This window comes from Pseudoxanthomonas sp., from assembly GCF_036845285.1.
GTDB lineage: Bacteria > Pseudomonadota > Gammaproteobacteria > Xanthomonadales > Xanthomonadaceae > Pseudoxanthomonas_A.
In genome coordinates this window covers 123,043-140,787 of sequence record NZ_DAIUEE010000012.1, presented here as the reverse complement: position 1 = coordinate 140,787, position 17,745 = coordinate 123,043, and the positions used below count along the sequence as shown (strand labels likewise).

19 protein-coding genes are annotated in these 17,745 nt (G+C 66.4%); 4 read left to right on the top strand and 15 right to left on the bottom strand.

The features are described 5' to 3' along the window. The 12 genes from V7060_RS14730 to V7060_RS14675 form a co-directional block, all read right to left on the bottom strand. A partial coding sequence (locus tag V7060_RS14730) for a response regulator transcription factor (protein WP_334180002.1) occupies positions 1-319 on the bottom strand: 319 nt, incomplete at its 3' end. Positions 320-534: 215 nt separating this feature from the next. Continuing rightward, positions 535-1,122 carry a PilZ domain-containing protein gene (locus V7060_RS14725; protein WP_334180001.1) on the bottom strand — a complete coding sequence of 196 codons (588 nt, stop codon included), beginning with the start codon at positions 1,120-1,122 and terminating at the stop codon, positions 535-537. A 3-nt stretch (positions 1,123-1,125) separates the two neighbouring features. Beyond that, positions 1,126-1,431 (bottom strand): hypothetical protein, encoded by a 306-nt coding sequence (locus V7060_RS14720; RefSeq protein ID WP_334180000.1) that lies wholly within the window; start codon positions 1,429-1,431, stop codon positions 1,126-1,128. After that, the gene (gene fliS / locus V7060_RS14715; protein WP_334179999.1) at positions 1,428-1,844 is read right to left on the bottom strand and encodes a flagellar export chaperone FliS; all 417 of its coding nucleotides are present in this window, start codon (positions 1,842-1,844) and stop codon (positions 1,428-1,430) included. Before fliS ends, V7060_RS14720 begins: the two co-directional genes overlap by 4 nt. Positions 1,845-1,888: 44 nt before the next feature. Continuing rightward, on the bottom strand, positions 1,889-3,253 hold the full coding sequence (gene fliD, locus V7060_RS14710; RefSeq protein ID WP_334179998.1) for a flagellar filament capping protein FliD: 1,365 nt from the start codon (positions 3,251-3,253) through the stop codon (positions 1,889-1,891). A gap of 400 nt (positions 3,254-3,653) precedes the next feature. After that, positions 3,654-4,853 carry a flagellin gene (locus tag V7060_RS14705; protein WP_334179997.1) on the bottom strand — a complete coding sequence of 400 codons (1,200 nt, stop codon included), beginning with the start codon at positions 4,851-4,853 and terminating at the stop codon, positions 3,654-3,656. Positions 4,854-5,022: 169 nt separating this feature from the next. Beyond that, positions 5,023-6,183, bottom strand: a complete 1,161-nt coding sequence (locus V7060_RS14700) for a flagellin (protein ID WP_334179996.1) — start codon at positions 6,181-6,183, stop codon at positions 5,023-5,025. A 187-nt stretch (positions 6,184-6,370) separates the two neighbouring features. After that, positions 6,371-7,570 carry a flagellin gene (locus V7060_RS14695; protein WP_334179995.1) on the bottom strand — a complete coding sequence of 400 codons (1,200 nt, stop codon included), beginning with the start codon at positions 7,568-7,570 and terminating at the stop codon, positions 6,371-6,373. 79 nt (positions 7,571-7,649) lie between these two features. Continuing rightward, positions 7,650-8,822, bottom strand: coding sequence for a flagellin (locus V7060_RS14690; RefSeq protein ID WP_334179994.1), 1,173 nt, complete (start codon positions 8,820-8,822; stop codon positions 7,650-7,652). An 81-nt stretch (positions 8,823-8,903) separates the two neighbouring features. Further along, positions 8,904-10,115 (bottom strand): flagellin, encoded by a 1,212-nt coding sequence (locus V7060_RS14685; RefSeq protein ID WP_334179993.1) that lies wholly within the window; start codon positions 10,113-10,115, stop codon positions 8,904-8,906. Positions 10,116-10,443: 328 nt separating this feature from the next. Further along, positions 10,444-11,028, bottom strand: a complete 585-nt coding sequence (locus tag V7060_RS14680) for a hypothetical protein (RefSeq protein WP_334179992.1) — start codon at positions 11,026-11,028, stop codon at positions 10,444-10,446. Then, entirely contained in the window at positions 11,012-11,866 is an 855-nt protein-coding gene (locus V7060_RS14675) for a hypothetical protein (protein ID WP_334179991.1), read from the bottom strand. The genes V7060_RS14680 and V7060_RS14675 overlap by 17 nt, the downstream gene beginning before the upstream one ends. A gap of 164 nt (positions 11,867-12,030) precedes the next feature. On the opposite strand from V7060_RS14675, the gene V7060_RS14670 reads away from it, so the two are divergent. After that, entirely contained in the window at positions 12,031-12,444 is a 414-nt protein-coding gene (locus tag V7060_RS14670; RefSeq protein WP_334179990.1) for a hypothetical protein, read from the top strand. A 69-nt stretch (positions 12,445-12,513) separates the two neighbouring features. Here the strand turns inward: V7060_RS14670 and V7060_RS14665 are convergent, their stop codons facing one another. Next, positions 12,514-12,921 carry a GFA family protein gene (locus tag V7060_RS14665; RefSeq protein WP_334179989.1) on the bottom strand — a complete coding sequence of 136 codons (408 nt, stop codon included), beginning with the start codon at positions 12,919-12,921 and terminating at the stop codon, positions 12,514-12,516. A gap of 88 nt (positions 12,922-13,009) precedes the next feature. Here V7060_RS14665 and V7060_RS14660 point away from each other — a divergent pair, with 88 nt between their 5' ends. Next, positions 13,010-13,963 (top strand): YafY family protein, encoded by a 954-nt coding sequence (locus tag V7060_RS14660; RefSeq protein ID WP_334179988.1) that lies wholly within the window; start codon positions 13,010-13,012, stop codon positions 13,961-13,963. 109 nt (positions 13,964-14,072) lie between these two features. On the opposite strand, the gene V7060_RS14655 is transcribed toward V7060_RS14660, so the two are convergent. Continuing rightward, complete coding sequence (locus V7060_RS14655; protein ID WP_162337886.1) at positions 14,073-14,699, bottom strand: TetR/AcrR family transcriptional regulator; 627 nt, start codon at positions 14,697-14,699, stop codon at positions 14,073-14,075. Next, a complete protein-coding gene (locus V7060_RS14650; RefSeq protein ID WP_334179987.1) occupies positions 14,699-14,956 on the bottom strand; it encodes an acyl-CoA-binding protein in 258 nt (85 codons plus the stop codon). Before V7060_RS14650 ends, V7060_RS14655 begins: the two co-directional genes overlap by 1 nt. 149 nt (positions 14,957-15,105) lie before the next feature. Between V7060_RS14650 and V7060_RS14645 the strand changes: the two genes are divergently transcribed. Together V7060_RS14645 and V7060_RS14640 are read left to right on the top strand one after the other, a co-directional pair. Then, the gene (locus V7060_RS14645; RefSeq protein WP_334179986.1) at positions 15,106-17,094 is read left to right on the top strand and encodes an SDR family oxidoreductase; all 1,989 of its coding nucleotides are present in this window, start codon (positions 15,106-15,108) and stop codon (positions 17,092-17,094) included. Between the two features lie 61 nt (positions 17,095-17,155). Next, the gene (locus V7060_RS14640; RefSeq protein ID WP_334179985.1) at positions 17,156-17,728 is read left to right on the top strand and encodes a hypothetical protein; all 573 of its coding nucleotides are present in this window, start codon (positions 17,156-17,158) and stop codon (positions 17,726-17,728) included. Positions 17,729-17,745 lie beyond the last annotated feature (17 nt).

Sequence of the window (17,745 nt, the reverse complement as noted above, 5' to 3'; positions counted from 1 at the left end):
CATCGGTGGGCTGTCGCTCACGCGGTTGCTGGATGAATTTTGCAGGGCCGACTACCTGGGTGGGATCGTTGTGCATGGACATCATCACCACGCGTGTCTGCGGCAGCGATTCGCGCAACAGCGGCAACAGGTCCAGGCCGCTGCGATCGGGCAGTGAGAGGTCGAGCAGGATCAGGTCGGGCCGGTGGATCTCGGCCATGTCCAGCGCCTGTTGCGCGTTGCTCGCTTCGGCCACGACATCGACATCGGGCAACGCCTGCAGCAGGCGTCCGATGCCGGCGCGGACCAGGGTGTGGTCGTCGACGATGAGTACACGCACGGAGGGAAACCAGTCGCTGTCGCGTTTTTGAATGCAGGCACGATAGCGGTGCGACGCGGCGTCGCCAATTCATAATCGCGATGGAGGCGTGAAACCACGACACGAATCACAGTTGAGGCGGCCGTGCTGGTGGAAAACCACGCATTCCGCAATGTCGGTGCGTGGCGCATCCCGCTGGCCAGCACTGTGCTCCCGCGGGTTTACGCAGCAGAACCTTACGTGCGTGCGTGCTGGTGTTGCCGGACTTCGGCGATCTGCCGTCGGTGCAGGCGGAACAGATGACGATCCATCGCTTCGGCCAGTCCCGCGTTCAGACCCTCGAACTGCAACCACAGGTGGTGCTGGCCCTCGGAGCCTTCGACATGGTCCATCACGACGGCGGGAAGCTCGATCTGGTCGCTCAACCAGGTGGCGGGCTGGATCGTCACGATGCCCTGCGTTCCCGATGCGAGCGCCGTGGTCGACGCCACGTCGAGCCGGATGCCGCGATGCGACCAGCGCAGCGCGGTCACCGGCAGGCTGTCCTCGTGCCGGCGCGCAAGGCGCCCCAGCAGCGACAGCACCAGATCGAGCTTGGCTTCGATGCGTTGCTGCGTGGGCGTGGCTTCCTTGCGTTCCTCGGGATCATCGCCACGGACGTCTTCGGCGACCGCCAGTCCCTTCAGCAATGCCTCCGACGGTGCCTGCATCACCGCGCGTCGTCCTGCATCGAAACGCGCCGGCAGGACCACGTCGCAGGTGAGGGCGCCATCGAACAGGGTGTGTTCGGCAGGATGTTCCACCAGGACGATCGACGTGGTCATGGCTCATTCCTCGACGACGGACAGGTACGCGCGCGCGGCGCGATCGGCGCGCTGGGTGGCGTGCATGCGCACACGCGCCTGTTCGCGCGCGTCCTGCATGGTCTTCTGCAATTCCAGTTGCGCACGCAGCAGCACGGCCAGCGCGTCGTAGCCCGCGGTCCTGCCGCCATCGGCATGCAGGAAGGCGCGCACGTCGTGGTCGTGGCGGTTGAGCAGGCGCTCCACGTCCTCCAGTTCGCCGGCGTGCAGCGCGTGGCGCATGCCGTCCAGTTGCGCGAACAGGTCGTCGAGGGCCGGCGCGGCGCTCATCCTGCCACGGCCATCGCCGGGACCTGGCGTTGCTCGTTCGGGATGGCGTTCCAGGCCGATTCGATCTCGCCCAGCAGTTCCAGCGACTCCCGCAGTGCGGCGGGATCGTTGTGCAGGTTGGCGTCGATCAGGCGCGTCTGCACGTAGTCGTACAGCGCCGACAGGCTGCCGGCGATCTCGCCGCCGGCCTCATGGTCCAGCGAACCGTTGAGGTGGCCGATGATCGCGCAGACCTCGCCGATGGCCTTGCCCTTGCGCGCGAGATCGCCGCGCATCACGCAGGCTTCGGCCAGCCGCAGGCGCTCGCAGGCGCCTGACAGCAGCAGGGCGACCAGGCGGTGCGGATCCGCTTCCATCACGGCGCTGCTGAGGCCGGTGTTGCGGTACTGCGCGGCATAGGACTGAAGTGACATTCCATATTCTCCTGGGGCCCGGGGCGCGCCGCGGACCCACGGTGTTATCCGGACTGCTTGGCGAGTGCGGCCAGTTGCTGGGACAGGTAACTGCTGGTGGTGCTCATCTGGCCGACCAGGGCATCCATGGCGACGAACTGCGCCTTGTAGCGGTTGCCCACGGCTTCCATGCGCGCGTCCAGGGCGGTGCGCTGGGTGGCGACGTCCTTGATCTGCGCATTGAGTCCGTTGCTGCGCAGGGTGAATGCCCCATCGGTGCCGATGTAGCTGCCGACGGCTTTCTGCAGCGTGCCGGCGAACGCGCTGTCGCCGGTAAAGGCGGTGCGGATCTTCTGCGGATCGGCGGTCAGGGCCGCGGTGAACTTGCTGCTGTCGAAGACCAGCGTGCCGTCGGCGCTCGGGTAGCCCTTGGTCTGCAGCCCCAGCGTCTTCGCATCCAGCCCTTGCGCGGCCAATCCACCGAGCAGTTCGCTCATCAGGTTGCGCAGCTGACCCGACGCACTGCGCATCTGCGCATCGCCGGTCAGCGCGGACGGTTCGTTCCGTTCGGCGTTGTACTTGGTGCTGGTGTTGATCGAGGTGATGGCTGCGTTGTACGCCGTCACGACGTCCTGCATCAGCTTGCTGGCCGCGGCGGTGTCGGTGGACACGGTGACCGTGCTGGTTCCCTTGGTCTTCAGGTCCAGGGTCAGGCCGGGCACGGCTTCGGTGATCTTGTTGGTGCTTGCGGTGACGGTCAGGCCGTCGATCACCACCTTGGCGTCGGCGGCGGGAACGCGCTCCTGCAGGCTGCCGACCAGCGACTGCAGGTCGCTGCCGCCGGAGGTGAAGGCGAGGGTGAGGCCGTTCGCGGCACCGGTCTTGTCCGACGACACCGACAGGTACTGGCCGTCGTTGGAGGTCAGCACGCTGGCCTGCACGCCCTTGCTGCGCGCCGCGTCGTTGATCGCGCCGCGCACGTCCTGCAGGGTGGCGCCTTCGGCGATGTCGATGGCCAGCGATTCGCCGCCGACGGTCAGCGTCAACTGTCCGGCGCCGAAGGTCTGGGTGGCGGCGACCGGCGTGTTGGTGATCCATTTGTTGGCGGTGGCCAGGTCGACCACCTCCACGTTGTAGGTGCCATTGGGCGTGCCGCTGGAGACGCTGGCGCCGGCGACCGTGTCGGTGGCCGACTTGACCGTGCGCACGTCGAAGGCGGTGGCGGATTTCAGCGCCTTGAGTGCGGTGTCCAGGGTGCTGAAAGCCGAGCTGACAGTGCCGATGGCGGACAGCTTGAACTTGGCCTGGCTCTCGATGCGGTTCAGGCGGTTGTCGGCGGGCTTGCGATCGGCCGCGACCAGCTGTTCGACCATCCCGGTGATGTTCATGCCGGAACCGACGCCGCCGTAACCCAATGAATAATCTGCCATTGCCCTGTCTCCTGTCTGACCCTTTCCGCGGAAAGGGAAGGCCGGGCGGGCCGCCATCCGATGACGAATGGGACCCGCCCGTGCAGTACCAATAACGGCCCCGGAGCACCGTTCTTTAGCCGCATTTCTCCGTCTCCCACCGCCGCCGTGGATCCGGCGTGCTGGTGAGAAATGCAGGCATGAGCCGGGATGCAGGGTTTGTGCCAGAAGGGCCGTGATTGGTGATTGGTGGGGAACAGCGGGCCTCTCTGCATTGCCAATCACGAATCCCCAATCACCAATCACGGCTCCCAAAAAAAGACCCCCGCCGTCGCCGGCAGGGGTTGGGGTACTGCCAAACGGAGGGAGACGAATCCGTCCGTGACGACAGGGAACTAGCGAAGAGCGCGGCCGCCGCGCATCAGCGCAGCAGGGACATCACGTTCTGGGGCACCTGGTTGGCCTGGGCCAGCATGGCTGTACCGGCCTGCTGCAGGATCTGGGTGCGGGTCAGTTCGGCGGTTTCCTTGGCGAAATCGGTGTCGCGGATGCGGCTGCGCGAGGCGGCCAGGTTTTCCGAGCTGGTCTGCAGGTTGGCGACCACCGAGGTGAAGCGGTTCTGCACCGCACCCAGGTCGGCGCGGGCCGAGTTCACCACGGTCAGCGCCTTGTCGACGATGGTGACCGCGCGCGAGGCGTCGAGGTACGAGGTGACGTCCAGGTCGGACAGGCCTTTCACTTCGCCCGCACCCGGCGCACTGCCGTTCACGCCGGTGCCCGAGGTGATGCCGGCAGCGCCGCTGGCGCCGTAGACGATGCTGATCGCCGCTGGCGCACCGCTGGCGTTGACGGCTTCGCCCACCGTGTAGAACGAACCCGTCGTGCCGCTCGATTCGGCATAGATGCCGTGTTCGCCGACCTTGGCATTGATGGCACCCATCACCTTGGCGGTGACCTGGGCGCCAGTGTCGCCGGCCTTCACGTCGACGTCGTCGATCGCGAACGTCTTGCCGCTGGCGTTGGTCACCGAGATTCCGGTGATCTTGCCGTCGGCGGTGGCCGTGCCTGTCATGACATTGACGCCGCCGGTGGAACCGAACTGCGCCTTGCCAAGCGAGGTGGACTTGGCATCGACCACCTTGTCGATGGCGATGGCCTGGCCGGCGTTGGCGCCGACCTGGAACAACTGGCTGGAGAACGAGCCGTCCAGCAGCTTGGTGCCGTTGAACTCCGACTGCTTGGCCACGCGATCGATCTCGGCGGTCAACTGCTTGACCTCGGCGTTCAACGCGGCGCGGTCGGAGGAGGAATTGGTCGCGTTGGACGATTGCACGGCCAGTTCGCGGATGCGTTGCAGGTTGTTGCCGATTTCGGTCAGCGAACCTTCGGCGACCTGGGCCAGCGAGATGCCGTCGTTGGCGTTGCGCACGGCGACATCGAGGCCGCGGATCTGGGTGCTGAAGCGCTCGGAGATCGCGAGGCCGGCCGCGTCGTCCTTCGCGCTGTTGATGCGCAGGCCCGACGACAGGCGCTGGATGGTGGTGGCGAGCGAAGCGCCGCTGGTGCTCAGGTTGCGCTGAGCGTTGAGCGACATCGTGTTGGTATTGATGACCTGTGCCATGACGCGGACCTGGGGAAGAGAGGGGGTGTTGCGAAGCAGGAAGGCCTGGCGCCCGCCACCAGGCCGGTGGAGGGCGGATGAAGGGCCAAGCCCTTCATCCCGGCGTCAATCGGAGGGAGACGAATCCGTCCGGGACGCCTGCGCCAGGCAACGATTCCCGTGAAGCGGTTTAGCGGAGCAGGGACATCACGTTCTGGGGCACCTGGTTGGCCTGGGCCAGCATGGCCGTACCGGCCTGCTGCAGGATCTGGGTGCGGGTCAGTTCGGCGGTTTCCTTGGCGAAATCGGTGTCGCGGATGCGGCTGCGCGAGGCGGCCAGGTTTTCCGAGCTGGTCTGCAGGTTGGCGACCACCGACGTGAAGCGGTTCTGCACCGCACCCAGGTCGGCGCGGGCCGAGTTGACCGACTTCAGCGCTTCGTCCACCACGTCCAGGGCCTGCTGCGCGCCCTTCACCGTGCTGATGTCCAGGCCGGAAATGACCGTGGCGGTCGCGGTGGCGGCTGCGGTGACCGACTGGCCGGCGGTGAAGCCGGAGTTGGCGGGCGTACCGGCGATGGTCAGGTCCTTGCCGGCCTTGACCGATGCCAGGGTGACCTCGTTGTTGCCGGCGCCACCGACGGTCGCATAGACGCCGGTTTCGCCCATCTTGGCGTTGATCGCAGTGGACAGGGCCTTGGCGATGTCGGTGCCTGCAGCGCCGTTCTTGTATTCCACGGTGTCGATGGTGACGCCGTTGAGCGTCATGCCGGTGATGCTGCCATCGGCGCCGGCGTTGCCGATGGCGGCGCTGGTCACGTCGGCGGCGAACTTGACGTTGCCCAGCGAAGCGGCCTTGGCATCGACCACCTTGTCGATCGCGATCGCCTGGCCGGCATTGGCGCCCACCTGGAACAGTTGGCTGGAGAACGAGCCGTCCAGCAGCTTGGTGCCGTTGAACTCGGACTGCTTGGCCACGCGGTCGATTTCAGCGGACAGCTGCTTGACTTCGGCGTTCAGCGCGGCGCGGTCGGAGGCGGAGTTGGTGGCGTTGGACGACTGCACCGACAGCTCGCGGATGCGCTGCAGGTTGTTGCCGATCTCGGTCAGCGAACCTTCGGCGACCTGGGCCAGCGAAATGCCGTCGTTGGCATTGCGCACGGCGACGTCGAGGCCGCGGATCTGGGTGGAGAAGCGCTCGGAAATCGCCAGGCCGGCCGCGTCGTCCTTCGCGCTGTTGATGCGCAGGCCCGACGACAGGCGCTGGATGGTGGTGGCGAGCGAAGCGCCGCTGGTGCTCAGGTTGCGCTGAGCGTTGAGCGACATCGTGTTGGTATTGATGACCTGTGCCATGACGGGGTCCTGGAAAATGGGAGGGCGAAGCCTGGGGCTTGGAATTGATGCGGAGAGGAAAGCCCGGCGCCCTCCACCAGGCCGGTGGAGGGCGGATGAAGGGCCAAGCCCTTCATCCCGGCGTCAATCGGAGGGAGACGAATCCGTCCGGGACGCCTGCGCCAGGCAACGATTCCCGTGAAGCGGTTTAGCGGAGCAGGGACATCACGTTCTGGGGCACCTGGTTGGCCTGGGCCAGCATGGCCGTACCGGCCTGCTGCAGGATCTGGGTGCGGGTCAGTTCGGCGGTTTCCTTGGCGAAATCGGTGTCGCGGATGCGGCTGCGCGAGGCGGCCAGGTTTTCCGAGCTGGTCTGCAGGTTGGCGACCACCGAGGTGAAGCGGTTCTGCACCGCACCCAGGTCGGCGCGGGCACCGTTGACCGAGGTCAACGCCTTGTCGACGACTTCCAGCGCCTGCTGCGCACCCTTGACCGAACTGATGTCGAGCGAGGAGACGAAGCTGGCGTTGGCGGTGGCGGCGGCGGTGACGGCGGTGATGCCGGTCAGGCCGATTTCGGTTGCGTTGGTCGGCACGGCCACGGTACCGGCACCGCCGGTGATCGTGCCTGCGGTCAGCGTCACGTCCTTGTCGGCCTTCAGCGATTCCAGCGTGATGCCGCCTGTCGCACTGACCGTGGCGCGCAGGCCGGTTTCGCCCATCTGCGCATTGAGACCGGCAGCGACGGCCTTGGCCACGTCGGCGCCAGTGTCGCCGGCCTTCCAGCTGACATCGTTGATGGTGACGCCATTCAACACCATGCCGGACAGCTTGCCGTCGGAGGTGGCAGCGGCGGCATCGGTGGTGGCGACGCGGTCGGCGGCGAACTTCACGCCACCCAGTGCATTGGCCTTGGCATTGACCACCTTGTCGATGGCGATGGCCTGGCCGGCGTTGGCGCCGACCTGGAACAGCTGGCTGGAGAAGGATCCGTCCAGCAGCTTCGTGCCGTTGAACTCGGACTGCTTGGCGACGCGGTCGATTTCTGACGCCAGCTGCTTCACTTCGGCGTTCAGCGCGGCACGGTCGGACGAGGAGTTCGTCGCATTGGCCGACTGCACCGACAGCTCGCGGATGCGCTGCAGGTTGTTGCCGATCTCGGTCAGCGAGCCTTCGGCGACCTGGGCCAGCGAGATGCCGTCGTTGGCGTTGCGCACGGCGACGTCCAGACCACGGATCTGGGTGGAGAAGCGCTCGGAGATCGCCAGGCCGGCCGCGTCGTCCTTCGCGCTGTTGATGCGCAGGCCCGACGACAGGCGCTGGATGGTGGTGGCGAGCGAGGCGCCGCTGGTGCTCAGGTTGCGCTGAGCGTTCAACGACATCGTATTGGTGTTGATGACTTGTGCCATGGAGGGTTCCTCAAGGCGTTGGAGGGATGGGCATCAGGCGTGCGGGGAGAGAGTCGCCCGCCCGATGCCGTTCAGCGGCTTAACGCAGCAGCGACATCACGTTCTGCGGCACCTGGTTGGCCTGGGCCAGCATGGCCGTACCGGCCTGCTGCAGGATCTGGGTGCGGGTCAGTTCGGCGGTTTCCTTGGCGAAATCGGTGTCGCGGATGCGGCTGCGCGAGGCGGCCAGGTTTTCCGAGCTGGTCTGCAGGTTGGCGACCACCGAGGTGAAGCGGTTCTGCACCGCACCCAGGTCGGCGCGGGCACCGTTGACCGAGGTCAGCGCCTTGTCGACGATTTCCAGCGCCTGCTGCGCACCCTTGACCGAGCTGATGTCCAGGTTGCTGGCGTACTGGCGGGCCGGGGCCGCATCGGCGGTGTAGCCGGCTGCGGTGGTGGCGAACGCGGTGAAAGCGCCGCTGCTGTTGACGCTGTCCTTGACCGAGGTCAGGGTGACCGCGCCGGCGGCGTTGGCTTCGGCGTAGACGCCGGTTTCGCCGACCTTGGTGTTGATGTGCGCGGCCAGCTGCTTGCCGGTCTCGCTGGCGTTTGCGGCGGCCAGGCCGACGCTCTTGACGGTCAGGCCTTCGAAGCTGACCGCCGTGCCCTTGCTGTCGGTGATGGTGAACGCCGCCACCACCTGGTCGGTGTTGTCCGTGCCTGTCACCGCCGCGATCGTGCCGCTGGCGAACTGGGCACCGCCCAGCGCGTTCGCCTTGGCATCGACGGTCTTGTCGATGGCGATGGCCTGGCCGGCGTTGGCACCGACCTGGAACAGCTGGCTGGAGAACGAGCCGTCCAGCAGCTTGGTGCCGTTGAACTCGGACTGCTTGGCGACGCGGTCGATTTCAGCGGTGAGCTGCTTGACTTCCGCATTCAGCGCGGCGCGGTCGGAGGAAGAGTTGGTCGCGTTGGCCGACTGCACCGACAGCTCACGGATGCGCTGCAGGTTGTTGCCGATCTCGGTCAGAGAACCTTCGGCGACCTGGGCCAGCGAAATGCCGTCGTTGGCATTGCGCACGGCGACGTCCAGACCACGGATCTGCGTGCTGAAGCGTTCGGAGATGGCCAGACCGGCCGCGTCGTCCTTGGCGCTGTTGATGCGGAGACCCGACGACAGACGCTGGATGGTCGTGGCCAGCGAGGCGCCGCTGGTGCTCAGGTTGCGCTGAGCATTCAACGACATCGTGTTGGTGTTGATTACCTGTGCCATGAGAGTTTTCCTTAGGCGTGTGTCGCACGGGGGGTGGAGTGGTCAACGCTTCCCGGCCGTGCAACCCGGGACGTCAAAGGCTTAGTTCCGCAGCAGCGACATCACGTTCTGCGGCACCTGGTTGGCCTGGGCCAGCATGGCTGTACCGGCCTGCTGCAGGATCTGGGTGCGGGTCAGTTCGGCGGTTTCCTTGGCGAAATCGGTGTCGCGGATGCGGCTGCGCGAGGCGGCCAGGTTTTCCGAGCTGGTCTGCAGGTTGGCGACCACCGAGGTGAAGCGGTTCTGCACCGCACCCAGGTCGGCGCGCGCGCCGTTGACCGAGGTCAGCGCCTTGTCCACCACTTCCAGGGCGCGCTGCGCGCCGGCGAAAGTGGTGATGTCCAGGGCCTGGACGAAGGAGCCGGTCGCCGCCAGATCGCCGCCGTTGGTACTGGTTTCGGTCAGGCCCAGGTTGGCGGCCGTCGAGGCGGTGGCACCGGCGACAACCGGGCCGCCGAAGGCGAGGGCGAATTCCTGGCCGCCCTTGATGCCGGTCAGATTGATGACGCCGGCCTTGACCTCAGCGTAGACGCCGGTCTCGCCGAGCCGGGCGTTCAGCGCGGCTGCTGCGCCCTGGGTGATCGACTGGCCGGCCTTCACTTCGAAGGCGCCGATGTCGAACGTGGTCGCGGTGCCGCCGGTCGGCGTGACCGTGACCTGCAACTGGGAGAAGGTGGTGTCGGCCGCGGCCGCATCCGTGCCCAGCGCGGTGCCGGTGTAGAGGTTGGCGAAGGTCACGCCGCCCAGTGTCTGTGCGCGCGCATCGACCACCTTGTCGATGGCGATGGCCTGGCCGGCGTTGGCGCCCACCTGGAACAGCTGGCTGGTGAACGAACCGTCCAGCAGCTTGGTGCCGTTGAAGTCCGCCTGCTTGGCGACGCGGTCGATTTCGGCCGACAGCTGCTTGACTTCGGCGTTCAGCGCAGCGCGGTCGGACGACGAGTTGCTGGCGTTCGAGGACTGCACGGCCAGTTCGCGGATGCGCTGCAGGTTGTTGCCGATCTCGGTCAGCGAGCCTTCGGCGACCTGGGCCAGCGAGATGCCGTCGTTGGCGTTGCGCACGGCGACGTCCAGACCACGGATCTGGGTGGAGAAGCGCTCGGAGATCGCCAGGCCGGCCGCGTCGTCCTTCGCGCTGTTGATGCGCAGGCCCGACGACAGGCGCTGGATGGTGGTGGCGAGCGAAGCGCCGCTGGTGCTCAGGTTGCGCTGAGCGTTGAGCGACATCGTGTTGGTGTTGATTACCTGTGCCATGTTCGTCTCCTCTTATTTGGATTCACGGCGTTGAAGGGAAAAGACGCTGCCGGTTTGTTGTGTTGGGCTAGTCGTCTTCGTGTTGCGAAATGAATAACGGCGCAGCCAAAAAAACCTTTAGGGGGCGTGGAAAAAAATGTGCTAGGTCGTGGGAAGCCCGCATGGGAGGGGCTTTCCGTCGGTCATGGAAAACGTGACGGCAGCCCTAAAGAAGGGGCGGACGATGCCGTTAACGGCGCGCTTCGGCGCAGGCGCACGCGATCACTCCCTGATGCGGGCGCGTGATCGGGGCAATGGAGGGATCGGGTGCGCGCGATGCGCACCGCCGTCACGGCGTGGGCGCGGGGGCCGGCGTGGGGTGGGGGAGGCGCCAGGCGTCGGCGGGATCGGCCAGCAACGACAGCGACGGCATGCGGTATTCGCAGCCGACCAGGGTGCGTCCGGTCAGTCCGGGACGCTCGCCCGGATAGACGACCAGCGCGTGCGCATCGTCGAGCGCGCCGGCCAGCGGGGCATCCTTGCTTGCTTCCAGCGCACGTTCCAGCTGTGCGGTCGCCTGTTCGATGGGACTGTCCACCAGCAGCAGCACGCGATCGTCGGTGATGACGACCGCGCTGCTGCGGAGGCCCCATGCGTCCACCGGATCTTCCAGGCGGTAGAGATCCATCATCGGCGCGCTGTACTGCCGCTCGGTCTGCCCGAATTCCGTCGGGCGTTCGCGTCGAAGCCGTGGCAGCAGGCCAGGCAGGTCGGCGATCGCGGTGCGGCACGCAAGCGCGTCCAGCAGCGTGTCCGTCGGACCGGATGCGGCGGGTGGCGGGACGGCTACCGACTGCGCCGACACCACGGGGGCCATGCCGGCCAGCCCGAAGGCCGCCAGCACGAGCGGCAGCGCCTTACTCGATCTGCGCATTCGCGTGGGCGGCGTCCAGCGCTTCCATGGCATCGCGCGGTTTCAGCTTGCCGGCCTTCTCGAACGAGGCCGCGGCCGCGTCTTCCTTCTTGTCGCCATGCAGGAGCAACAGCACGTTGGCGTATTCCACGTGCGCGATGGGCGAGTCCGGGGTCAGCTTCAGGGCCGTCTTGATATGCGACTCCGCTTCACTGGCCTTGGCGCCATAGGTCAGGCCGCCGATCATCGCGCCGATCTTGTCGATGATCTCGGCGTGGTACAGCGCCAGCGCCGTATGCGCCTCGGCATGCTTGGGCTCGCGGGCCAGCGTGGCGTCCAGCGCCACGCGGACCTTGCCGGCGATGCCTTGCTTCAATGCCTTGGCGATGCTCAGGCCCTGGCTGTAGCGGCCCAGCGCGAATGCGTGGCGGTAATGGCTGTTGGCTTCGTCGGGGAGTGCCTTGATCGCGGCTTCCGCCAGCTTGGCGGCCTGTTCGAAACGCTTGAGCTGCTCCGCCTCGTCGTCCACGAGATACGTGGCGTGGATGCCGATCGCCTTGACGGCGACGGAGGCCCCCAGCGGCCCGAGCGCTTCGCCGGCCTCGTAAGCCGCCTGGAAATCGCCGCGATGGAATGCGCGCCATGCGTCCTGCAGGCGCTGGGCGAGGTCGGCGGGTTCGATGCCCTTGGCGGCCTTGCCGGCAGCGGCGATCAGCGCCTTCGCGCGCTTTTCGTCGGGGTAGGGTTCCTGGTCGCCGGCGTGCAGCACGGGCCAGGCCTTCTTCAAGGCATCGCCCGCATAGGCGTAGCCCTTGGCGTCATGCGGAAACTGTGCCCACTTCGCGGTTTTTCCTGCCATCGTTCGTCGCTCCCGGGGAGCGGCGAGCATCGCCGCGAACGTGGTCCACAGGCAACCCCTACGCAATCCGTCGCGCCAGCGGCCAATAGTGTGATTGCTCGACGCAGGCCGGACAGCATCCACTCATGGAAGCCGACCATCGGGGTCGGCATGTGGATGCCCCCATGGCCGCCAAGAAGCAGACCCGCAAGACCCCCGAACCCACCCTGCGCCATGTCTGGCTCGCCGGCCTCGGCCTGATCGCCGTGGCCCGTCGCGAAACCCTCGGTGCCGCAGCCGAAGCCGTCGGCAAGCTGCAGGCCGTGCGCGAACAGGCGGAAGCCTTGGCCGGGCAGGCCCAGCGCGACGCGCTGGCGCGCCTGGCCAACGCGCGCGAGCAGGGCGAAGCCAGTGTCGAGCGTTTCAGCGCCGATGTCGAAGCCCGCCTGCAGCCCGTGCTGGCCAAGCTGGGCCTGAAGAAGCCCGCACGCACGAAGGCTGCGCCCCGTGCCCGCAAGAAGCCGGCCGCGAAGCGCACGCGCGCCGCCGCGCCCCGCAAACCTGCACCGAAGCGCCCGGTCCGCCGCAGCCGCGCCTGACCGCCGGCTCCCGGCACCGGTAATGAGAACGCCCCGGCCTGCAGGGGCGTTCTGTCATGGCGTGTTGGATCAGAGATGCCGGGTGACGGCAGGTTCGGAGAACCAGTCGTTGTCGCGCCCGTTGGCGTAGCGGATCGGCACCTCCGCCAGTGCGGCGTGCTCGACATCGTCCAGGCACGCCAGGTTCACCGAGTAGTAGCGTCCGCCCAGGACCTCCAGTTCGCCACGACCGAACGATTTCACGCCGCAGTGCCTGCAGAACAGGTGTTCCACCATGCCGGTGCCGAAGGGGTAACGGGTCAGTGCGTCTTCGCCGTGCAGCAGGCGGAAGGCCTCCGGCCTGACGATGGCGCCCCAGTACCGCGTCTTGGTGCAGATCGAGCAGTTGCAGCGACCGCTGCCGGCGCTCAGGTCGAGGTCGACTTCATAACGCACGGCGCCGCAGTGGCAGCTGCCATGGCAGGTCTGGACGGTCATCGGGCTTGTTCCTTGTCGGGATGTGCAGCGCCAGCATCGCGGTGATCGAGGACAGAATCAGTCCTCAATGGGGGCGCATACTGGCCCCATGCTGAGCACCTCCAACCGCCTTCTCCGCCTGCTGTCGTTGATGCAGTCCCGTCGCCACTGGACCGGTGCCGAGCTGAGCCAGCGGCTGGAAGTCGACCGCCGCACCCTCCGGCGCGACGTCGAGCGCCTGCGCGAACTGGGCTATCCCATCGACGCGTCGCCCGGCCTGGGCGGCGGTTACCGGCTGGGTTCCGGGGCCGCCATGCCGCCGGTACTGCTGGAAGACGACGAGGCCGTCGCAGTGGCGGTGGCCCTGCGCACGGCCGCAGCCAGCGTGGGGCGGATGGAAGACACCGCGCTGCGCCTGCTGTCCAAGCTCGACCAGTGGCTGCCCGCGCGCCTGCGCAAGCGCGCCAGCGCGCTTTATTCGGTCACGCTGTCGCTGGCCGGCGGCGTGCCGACCTCCGACGTGGACCTGCTGCTGCGCATCGCGGGCGCCTGCCGCGACGGCTTTCGCCTGCGCATGCATTACCGCGACCGCAGCCAGCGCGCCAGCGAGCGCGTGATCGAGCCGCTGCGGCTGGTGCACACCGGCAGTCGCTGGTACCTGGTGGCGTGGGACCTGAAGCGCGAGGATTGGCGCACCTTCCGCGTGGACCGCGTGCAGTCGCTGCACGACACCGGCATGCAGTTCCCGCCGCGTGAGTTTCCCGGCGACGTGGCGGACTACGTGGCCAAATCGATCACCCTGCCATTCACCCGCTACCAGGTCAGGTTGCGTCTTCCCGGGCCGGTGGAAGCGCAGGCCACACGGGTACCGACGTGGTGCGGCATCCTCGAGGCCGGCGACGCGCACCACTGCATGCTCGAGCTGGGCGCGGAATCCATCGACGCGCTGCTCGCATTGATGGCCCTGATCGGCCCGGAGTTCGAGATCGTCGACGATCGCGGCCTGCTGCCTGAGTTGCGGGCGGCGTCGACCCGGCTGGGTGCCGCGCTGGCCGCCGCCTGATCCATGGCGTTATCGGAATACATGTAGGAGGGGCTTCAGCCCCGACGCTTTTTCCTGGAGTCCTGCGGGCTGCGCGGAAAGCGCCAGGGCTGAACCCTCCTGCGAACGCTCAGTCGGTATACGCCTGCGTCAACGTGTTCAGGTGCACGCGCTCGGCATCGCGCAGGAACGGCGCCACCAGCATCATCACCTGCACGATGCCCTGGCGGATGGCGGCCTGTTCGTCCTTCTCGCCGCGCGTGGCGGCATAGTTGAGCCAGAAGGTGGAGATCACCAGGACGTTGGTGGCGGTCGCCGCGAGTTCCGCGGCGGAAGCGCGCATCACGCCGGCATGGCCCATGCCGCGCATCACCGCATGCGCGCTGTCGTCGGCGCGCTTGAGGATGCGGGCGAAGCGCAGCCGCAGGCGACGGTTGCGGCTGAGGATCTCGACCAGGTCGCGATAGAGGAACCGGTAGTCCCAGATGCACTCGAACACCAGGTGCAGTTGCAGCCAGATGTCTTCCAGTCCCGGCAGCCGGTCGGTCGGCGGCGTCAGGGCCGCATCCATGCGCTCTTCGTAGCGTGCGAAGAGCTGCTCGATGATGTCGTCCTTGTTGCGGAAGTGGTAGTACAGGTTGCCCGGGCTGATCTCCAGCTCGTCGGCGATGTGGTTGGTGGTGACGTGCGGCTCGCCCTGCGTGTTGAACATCGCCAGGGCGGCGTCGAGGATGCGCTGGCGGGTATCGCGCGCCACTACGCGATGAGCTTCTTCACCAGGTCCACGTACTTCTTCTGCGCATCTTCCTGTGCGGTGCCCTTGAGCTTGGCCCAGGCCTCGTACTTGGCGGTGCCGACGAAATCGAAGAATCCGGGCTTGTCGCCCTTCACGTCGCCCTCGGCGCCCTGCTTGTACAGGCCGTAGAGCCGCAGCAACGTATCGTTGTCCGGGCGCTCGGCCAGCGTCTGGATGTCCTTGGATGCCTGGTCGAATGCGCTCTTCAGATCTGCCATGGATGATCCCTCCCAGTGATCGCGGCCATCTGACCACGGGCGGTCAAGGCGGTCAATCCGTGACGGGATTGTCGAACGTGGGCGGCTCTGGCAAGTTAGCCCGCAGGGCGGTCGGAGGGGCTTGCCCACACAGCGAGGATTGGGTCGTCATGAGCTATTTCGTCACGGGCGCCACGGGATTCATTGGCCGCTACCTGGTCGGCAACCTCCTCAAGCGCAGCGGGACGGTCCACGTGCTGGTCCGCAAGGACTCGCAGAAGAAGTTCGACGCCATCGCAAAGAAGGCCGGCTGGGACATGAAACGCGTGTCCGTGGTGCATGGCGACATGACCAAGCCCAAGTGCGGGCTGACGCCCGCCCAGTTGCGCGCGCTCTCCGGCAAGGTGAAGCACTTCTTCCATCTGGCCGCCGTCTACGACCTGACCGCGAGCCGCGAGGCCCAGCAGGCCGCGAACATCGACGGTACCCAGCATGCGCTCGACCTGGCGGCGGCGCTGAAGGCCGGCTGCTTCCACCACACCAGTTCCATTGCCGCCGCCGGCCTGTATCCGGGCATCTTCCGCGAGGACATGTTCGAAGAAGCCGAGGGGCTGGACGACCCCTACCTGCGCACCAAGCACGATTCCGAAGGTCTGGTGCGAAAGGAAACGCGCATCAAGTGGCGCATCTATCGACCCGGCATGGTGGTCGGTCACTCGAAGACCGGCGAGATCGACAAGATCGATGGTCCGTACTATTTCTTCACGCTGATCAAGAAACTGCGCGAGCTGTTGCCGCAGTGGATGCCGGTGCTTGGCATCGAAGGCGGCCGCATCAACATCGTGCCGGTGGATTTTGTCGCCGACGCCATGGACCACATCGCGCACAAGCCGAAGCTGGACGGCCACACCTTCCACCTGACCGATCCCGAGCCGATGCGCGTGGGTGAGGTGCTGAACACCTTCTGCCGCGCGGGCCATGCGCCGGAAATGACGATGCGCATCGACGCACGCATGTTCGCCTTCGTGCCCGGCGGCATCCGCATGGCGGTTGGCAACCTGCCGCCGGTGCGGCGCTTCATCGGCATGCTGCTGCGCGACTTCAAGATCCCGAAGGAAGTGCTGAAGTTCATCACCTATCCGACGCGCTTCGACAGCCGCGAGACCGAGCGTGCGCTGAAGGGCAGCGGCATCGCAGTGCCACGCCTGGACGATTATGCGTGGCGTTTATGGGATTACTGGGAGCGCCACCTCGATCCGGACCTGTTCATCGATCGCTCGCTGAAGGGCAAGGTGCGCAACAAGGTCGTGGTGATCACCGGCGGCTCCTCGGGCATCGGCCTGTCCACCGCGCAGCGCGTCGCCGAAGCGGGCGCCACCACGATCATCGTGGCGCGCGGCGAGGAGGAACTGTTCAAGGCCCGCGACGACATGAAGAAGGCCGGTGGCAAGGTGTTCGCCTACACCGCCGACCTGGCCGACATGGCGGACTGCGACAGGCTGGTGAAGACCGTGCTGGACGAGCACGGGCAGGTCGACATCCTGATCAACAATGCCGGCCGTTCGATCCGTCGCTCCATCGAGGCCAGCTACGACCGCTTCCATGATTTCGAGCGCACGATGCAGCTGAATTACTTCGGCAGCATCCGCCTGATCATGGGCTTCCTGCCGAAGATGACCGAGCGGCGCAAGGGCCACATCATCAACATCAGTTCGATCGGCGTGCTGGCGAATTCGCCGCGCTTTTCGGCCTACGTGGCGTCGAAGGCCGCGCTGGATGCGTTCAGCCGGTGCGCGCAGGGCGAACTGTCGGGCAAGGGCATCAGCTTCACCACCATCAACATGCCGCTGGTGAAGACGCCGATGATCGCGCCGACCAAGATGTACGACAGCGTGCCGACGCTGTCCCCGGAAGAAGCGGCCGACCTGCTGGTCAAGGCGATCATCGAGAAACCCAGTCGCATCGCCACGCGCCTCGGCATTTTCGCCGCGCTGGTCAATGCGGTGGCGCCGAAGGCCTACGAAGTGGTGATGAACACCGCATTCGAGCTGTTCCCGGATTCGGCGGCCGCCAAGGGCGATCGCAAGGCGTTGAAGCAGTCTGCGCCCAGCCAGGAGCAGATCGCCTTTGCATCGCTGATGCGGGGCGTGCATTGGTAGGTGTCTGGCGTTGAAGGCCCCACGCCGAAGCGTCGTTCTGAGCATCGCTGGCGTTTTGCTCTTGCTGGTCTTGCTGGTGGTATCGGCGTCCCGGCTACAAGGTGTCGGCGCATCCGCGAAGGTCGATCAGGAGATGCTGACGGACCGTCGGTTCGACGAGGCTGCTTGGCCGATCGAAGCGGCGCTCAGGTCTACGCGAATACCGCAGACCGACTTCAGCTGTTCGTTGGGCGAATTAAAAGTACTGATCGTATCCAGTGGCTGCGCATCGAAGACGGCTGTTCTGATCCAAGGCAAGCGCGATGGTAGGGTCTATTACGATGGTCACGGTGATGCAGGACATTTCATCGGCGGCGAGTTCCGCAGCCGGCATCAGGCGGTCCTGGGCGCAGCGACTGTCCAACGCCTGAAGGCTGCTGCAACGAAACTGGTCGTCCTGGAGAGCGCGTCGGAATTCAATTGCGGAATGCCTTGTTTCGAAGGCGGCGCCATGGTCTGCGTGGACGGCAAGAGGCGTGCCGCTTACTCGGCTGGTTTCAAGAGCAACATCGATACCGGGAGTGAGGTGTTCTATCAGGTGCTGTCGGCGGAACCAGGTCGTGATCCCGATGCCCCAATGGGTATATGCATTTGAAGCGCTAGCTGGCCGAA

Bases quoted from the DNA above. Each gene is read 5' to 3' on its own strand.
- V7060_RS14650 (WP_334179987.1), bottom strand. From the start codon at position 14,956: ATGGCAGATCTGAAGAGCGCATTCGACCAGGCATCCAAGGACATCCAG.
- V7060_RS14670 (WP_334179990.1), top strand. From the start codon at position 12,031: ATGGCCGCCAAGAAGCAGACCCGCAAGACCCCCGAACCCACCCTGCGC.
- V7060_RS14665 (WP_334179989.1), bottom strand. From the start codon at position 12,921: ATGACCGTCCAGACCTGCCATGGCAGCTGCCACTGCGGCGCCGTGCGT.
- fliD (WP_334179998.1), bottom strand. From the start codon at position 3,253: ATGGCAGATTATTCATTGGGTTACGGCGGCGTCGGTTCCGGCATGAAC.
- V7060_RS14720 (WP_334180000.1), bottom strand. From the start codon at position 1,431: ATGAGCGCCGCGCCGGCCCTCGACGACCTGTTCGCGCAACTGGACGGC.
- V7060_RS14660 (WP_334179988.1), top strand. From the start codon at position 13,010: ATGCTGAGCACCTCCAACCGCCTTCTCCGCCTGCTGTCGTTGATGCAG.
- V7060_RS14675 (WP_334179991.1), bottom strand. From the start codon at position 11,866: ATGGCAGGAAAAACCGCGAAGTGGGCACAGTTTCCGCATGACGCCAAG.
- V7060_RS14700 (WP_334179996.1), bottom strand. From the start codon at position 6,183: ATGGCACAGGTCATCAATACCAACACGATGTCGCTCAACGCTCAGCGC.
- V7060_RS14695 (WP_334179995.1), bottom strand. From the start codon at position 7,570: ATGGCACAAGTCATCAACACCAATACGATGTCGTTGAACGCTCAGCGC.
- V7060_RS14725 (WP_334180001.1), bottom strand. From the start codon at position 1,122: ATGACCACGTCGATCGTCCTGGTGGAACATCCTGCCGAACACACCCTG.
- V7060_RS14705 (WP_334179997.1), bottom strand. From the start codon at position 4,853: ATGGCACAGGTCATCAATACCAACACGATGTCGCTCAACGCTCAGCGC.
- V7060_RS14685 (WP_334179993.1), bottom strand. From the start codon at position 10,115: ATGGCACAGGTAATCAACACCAACACGATGTCGCTCAACGCTCAGCGC.
- V7060_RS14690 (WP_334179994.1), bottom strand. From the start codon at position 8,822: ATGGCACAGGTAATCAACACCAACACGATGTCGTTGAATGCTCAGCGC.
- fliS (WP_334179999.1), bottom strand. From the start codon at position 1,844: ATGTCACTTCAGTCCTATGCCGCGCAGTACCGCAACACCGGCCTCAGC.
- V7060_RS14680 (WP_334179992.1), bottom strand. From the start codon at position 11,028: ATGCGCAGATCGAGTAAGGCGCTGCCGCTCGTGCTGGCGGCCTTCGGG.
- V7060_RS14645 (WP_334179986.1), top strand. From the start codon at position 15,106: ATGAGCTATTTCGTCACGGGCGCCACGGGATTCATTGGCCGCTACCTG.